The sequence below is a fragment of the Streptomyces sp. ATexAB-D23 genome (assembly GCF_000373645.1).
In the GTDB taxonomy this organism is placed as follows: Bacteria; Actinomycetota; Actinomycetes; order Streptomycetales; family Streptomycetaceae; genus Streptomyces; species Streptomyces castrisilvae.
In genome coordinates, this window is sequence record NZ_KB892059.1 from 1 (window position 1) to 5,069 (window position 5,069).

A 5,069-nucleotide genomic window follows, 5' to 3' on the forward strand; every position below is an offset into this window, starting at 1 on the left:
CATGTGGAGTCCATCCAGGCTGAGCTGGCACAGCTCCTGGCACCGGTTGCTCCTCGGGTGCCGGAGATCCCGTTCTACTCGACCGTCACGAACGAAGTGATCGACAGCGCAATCCTGGACGCGGGGTACTGGTATCGCAATCTGCGTCAGACGGTCGAGTTCGAGAAGACGACGTGGAAGTTGCTCGCCGATGGTTTCACGACGTTCATCGAGTCCAGTGCTCACCCGGTCCTGACGATCGGTCTTCAGGAGACCTTCGAAGCCGCCGGCGCGGTCGCGGCGCTCGCGGTGCCGTCACTGCGCCGGGACGAAGGCGGCCTGGAGCGGTTCCTGCTGTCCCTCGGCCAGGCGTGGGCCCACGGCGTCCCCGTCGACTGGACCCCGCAGCTTCCCGAGGTCACCCACCCGGTCGACCTGCCCACTTACCCCTTCCAGCGTCAGCACTACTGGCTCTCCGCCTCCCACGCCGCCGCCCCCACCGTCTCCGACCTGGGCCCCGGTGCGGCCCCGCACCCGCTCCTCGGCGCGGCGGTCGAGCTGCCGGGCTCCGGATCACTGCTCTACACGGGGCGCCTCTCCCTCACCGCCCAGCCCTGGCTCGGCGACGCGGAGACGCTGCCCGGTGCCACGTTCCTGGAGCTCGCCCTGCGGGCCGGCGAGGAGGCGGGTACCGGCCGGGTGGACGAACTCATGCTCCACGAACCCCTCGTCATACCCCGCAGGGGCGGCGTGCAGCTGCGGGTCGAGGTCGGAGAGCCGGAGGACGACGGGCTGCGCAGGCTGTCCGTGCACTCCCGCCGCGAGGGCAGGGCTCCCGGCACCGCCTGGACCCGGCACGCCACGGCCGTCCTGGCCGCCGACGAGCCCGCCCCGGGGTGGGACCTCGAGGTCTGGCCGCCGCTCGACGCCGAACCGCTCGACGCGGGTTCGCTGCCCGGCATACGGGCGGCCTGGCGGCGGGACGGAGAGCTGTACGCCGAGATCGTCTCCGGTGAGGGGCACGACCCGGCGGGGTATGCCCTGCATCCCGCCCTGCTGGAGGCGGCGCTCGGCTCCGCCGTCCTGACCGGTCTCCCGGCCGGGGCCGCCTCGGTGCGGTGGCGCGACGTCACTCTGCACGCCGTCGGCGCCACCACCCTGCGCGTGCGCGTCGTGCCCACCGCCGACGAACCCCTGGGCGTCGCCGTCGAGATCGCGGACGGCAGCGGGGCGCCCGTCGCCACCGTCGGCGCGATGCTGCTGAAGGACGGGGCGGACGACCGGATCCGGCAGGCGGCGTTCGCCCAGCGCGGCGGCCAGTACACCGTCGAATGGACCGACGAGAAGCCCGCCCCGGTGGCCGAAGCGACCCCGGACAGCTGGGCGGTGGTCGGCGAGGACGTCTTCCGGGCCCGCTCCGGGCTCATGGCCGCGGGCACCTATGCCGAGGCCCACCCCGGTCTGGACGCCCTGGCGGCCCGGATCGAGGCGGAGGGCGCACCCGCGCCCGAAGTCGTCCTGGTGTCCGTGGCGGCCACCGCGGACGGAGACATCGCCACATCCGTACGACAGAGCATCGAGGAGGCGGCACAGCGCGTCCGCACCTGGCTCGCGGACACCCGGTTCACCGGCTCCCGGCTGGTGTTCCTCACCAAGGACGCCACCGCGGCCTCGGCCCCGCAGGGCGGCGACCCCGCCGCCGCGGCGGTATGGGGCCTGATCCGCGCCGCCCAGGAGACGGACCCGGACCGCTTCGTCCTGGCCGACACCGACGGGAGCAAGGCGTCGTGGCGCTCCCTGGTCAAGGCCATCGCCGCGGGCCACGACCAGCTGGCCCTGCGCCGCAGCACGCTCAAGGTGCCCCGGCTCGCCCCGGCGGTCGCCGGCACCTGGCCCGCGTACGACCCCGAGGGCACGGTCCTCGTCGTCGGCCGGCAGGCCGAGCCGTACGCCCGCCGGCTGGCGGAACGGCACGGCGTGCGGAACCTGCTGCTGGCCGGCGCGCGGGACACGGCGGATCTCGAAGCCGGGCTCACCGCCGCCGGAGCCCGGGTGACCGCGGCCCCGGCCGACCCGGCCGACCCGACGGCCCTGGCGGACGCCCTCGCGGCGGCTTCCCCGGCCCACCCGGTCATCGCCGTCGTCCACGCAGTGGACCCGCAGGCGGACGCGCCGGCGGAGGCGGCCCACGCGGCCCGTACCGCGCAAGCACTGCGCGAGGCGGCCGGGCCCGACGCCGCGTACGTCATGCTCTCCGAGGAGGAAGGGGCCACCGGGGCCTTCCTGGAAGCCTGGGCGCGGGTGCTGCGCAGCGGCGGGACCACGGCCGTGGCCCTGTCCGGCCGCCCCGGGACGGCCGGGCCCGTCGACGGGGAGCTGCTGGACGCCGCGACGGCGGTCGGCGCGGCCGGAGTCGTCGTGGCCGAGCCGGACTTCGAGGCACTCGCCGCGCTCGCCGCGGCCGGCCGGCTTCCCGCCCTGTGGCGCGGCCTGGTCCGCGGACCGGCCCGACGCACCGTCAAGGAGGGCCCGGCCGGGGCCGGCGGCTTCAAGCAGCGGCTGCTCGCCCTCGACGCCGCCGGGTGCGATGCCCTGCTCCTGGACCTCGTCCGGGAACACGCGGCGAGCGTGCTCGGCCACGGATCGGGCGAAGCCATCGACGCCGACCGCAAGTTCCGGGACATGGGCTTCGACTCGCTCTCGGCACTCGCCCTGCGCAACGCCCTCAACGACGTCACCGCGCTGCGCATGCCACCCGGTGTCGTCTTCGACCAGCCCACCTCGGCTGAGCTGGCCCAGCACATCAAGCAGCAGATCTTCGGCCGATAGACAGCCGAGTCACCAAGGAGACATGGCGTGAGAGTGGAAGGCGTGTACATCAGCTCGGTCGGGGTGTTCCTGCCCCGCCGGATGAGTGCCGAGGACGCGGTCGCTGACGGCCTCTACGACGAGGAGGTGTACAAGGCGAGCGGCCTGACCGGCACCCATGTGTCGGACGGGATACCGGCGCTCGACATGGCGGTCACCGCCGCCCGGCAGGCACTGGAACGGTCCGGTCTGGACGCCGAGGACGTCGAGTCGCACGTGCACAGCGGTGTCTACTACCAGGGGCCCGACGGGTCCTACCCGCCCGCGTACGTCCTGCGCGAACTCGGGGTCGGCCAGGTGCCGTCGCTGCACATCCGGCAGGGCTGCAACGGCATGCTCGCCGCGATGGAGGTCGCGGTCGGGCAGATGACCGGCGCCGCCGAGGTGGAGACGGCGCTGCTGACCACCGCGCAGAACTTCGCCACCCCGCTGATCGACCGCTGGCGCGGCTTCGGCGACTCCTACATCCTCGCCGACGGGGCGGCCGCGGCCGTACTCAGCGGCGAGGACGGCTTCGCCGAGCTGCGCTCGGTCAACTCCGGTACGCTGCCCGGACTTGAGGCGTGGCACCGCGGCGACGAATCGCTGCTGCCGCCGCAGGACGGGGCGGGCGAGCAGCTGGCCGTGGCCGAGCGGGCCGCCCTGTTCAACGAGCGGGAGATGTCGCTCGCGGAGACCGTCGAACGGATCGGCGCGTTCGACCTCGACATCGTGCACCGCTCGCTGGTCGACGCCGGACTGAACGCCTCCGACATCGCCCGCGTCATCCCCATCAACCAGGACGGGCGCATGATCGAGTTCTCGGTCATGGCCCCCCTCGGCCTCCCGATGTCCCGCTCCAGCTGGGACTTCGGCCGCTCCATCGGCCACGTCGGCGCCGCCGACCTGGTCATCTCCCTCGACCACCTGGTGCGCACCGGCGAACTCGCGCCCGGTGACCACGTCCTGCTGCTTTCCCAGGGACCCGGCTGGATCAGCTCCGCCGGCGTCGTGACGATCAAGGAAGTTCCCGCATGGTGACCACGACCGCCCACGTGTCCGTACCGGGCACCGAGCTCTACTACGAGAAGACCGGGACCGGCCCGCTGCTGTTCCTGATGGACGGCGGCGGTGGCGACGCGCGCCGCACCGCGGCCCTCGTCGATCGGCTCTCGGACCGCTACACGGTCGTCACCTACGACCGGCGCGGCATGTCCCGCTCCGCCGTGGGCGACCCCGCCCCGGAACTCGGCCCGCAGGTGCACACCGAGGACCTGGCGCTGCTGATGGAGGCACTCGCGGACGGGCCCTCGCTGCTGTTCGGCCACAGCGTCGGCGGAGTCATCGGTCTGCACCTGACCGCGCGCCGGCCCGACCTGGTGTCGGTGTACGCGGCGCACGAGCCGTCCGAACTGGCCCTGCTCACGGGCGCCGACCGGGAGGCGGCGGCCGGTCTGATAGCCGCTGCCGAGTCCGACTACCGCACCGCCGGCTGGGGCCCCGCACTGGCCCACATGGCCCGGTTCAACGACATCGACGTGACCGCCCAGGACGCCGAGCCGGACGTCGTACCGGCGCCCATGACCCCCGAACAGCTCGCCAACATCGAGTTCTTCCTCGCCCACGAGATCGGCTCCTACCGCCATCACCTGCTGTCCGACGCCGACCTCGACGCCCTCAAGTCCGGACCGGCCCGCGTCGTCCCGCTGGCCGGCCGCCCCTCCGACCGCAGCTGGTCCTACCGCTGCGCCCGGAATCTGGCGGACCGCCTGGGCACCCCGCTGGAATCCGTCCCCGGCGGACACAACGGCCTCAAGACCCACCCCACGGGCTTCGCGGACCGCCTCCACGAGGTCCTGACCGCGTCCTGACTCCTTCCGGAAAGCGACTGCCGCTCGTGGTCACCGTCCAGGTGACCACGAGCGGCAGTCGTCGTGTGAGGAACAGCCGGCGGCCCGCTACAGCTCGTGGCCGAGTTCGGTGGCGAGCCGCGTCACCAGATCATGGGCCGCGTCGGGGATGACGGTCCCGGGTGGGAAGACCGCGGTGGCGCCCATGCCGAGGAGCGTGGGGATGTCGGCGGGGGGAATGACTCCACCGACGACGACCATCATGTCCTCGCGGCCCTCGGCCGCGAGCGCCTCACGCAGCGCGGGGACGAGCGTGAGGTGGCCGGCGGCCAGGGAGGAGACGCCCACGATGTGCACGTCCGCCTCGACCGCCTGCCGGGCGACCTCGCCCGG

At 73.6% G+C, this 5,069-nt stretch carries 4 protein-coding genes; 3 read left to right on the forward strand and 1 reads right to left on the reverse strand.

Annotated elements, in window-relative coordinates; all coding sequences use genetic code 11:
• From B082_RS0131180 to B082_RS0131190, 3 genes are all read left to right on the forward strand, one after another.
• Positions 1-2,808: acyltransferase domain-containing protein (locus tag B082_RS0131180; protein WP_026250377.1), on the forward strand; the 2,808-nt coding region annotated here is incomplete at its 5' end.
• Positions 2,809-2,835: 27 nt separating this feature from the next.
• Entirely contained in the window at positions 2,836-3,867 is a 1,032-nt protein-coding gene (locus B082_RS0131185) for a ketoacyl-ACP synthase III family protein (RefSeq protein WP_026250378.1), read from the forward strand.
• On the forward strand, positions 3,861-4,697 hold the full coding sequence (locus B082_RS0131190) for an alpha/beta hydrolase (RefSeq protein ID WP_018555721.1): 837 nt from the start codon (positions 3,861-3,863) through the stop codon (positions 4,695-4,697). Before B082_RS0131185 ends, B082_RS0131190 begins: the two co-directional genes overlap by 7 nt.
• A gap of 87 nt (positions 4,698-4,784) precedes the next feature.
• On the opposite strand, the gene B082_RS0131195 is transcribed toward B082_RS0131190, so the two are convergent.
• On the reverse strand, positions 4,785-5,069 hold a 285-nt coding region (locus B082_RS0131195), incomplete at its 5' end, for a cobalamin-dependent protein (RefSeq protein ID WP_026250379.1).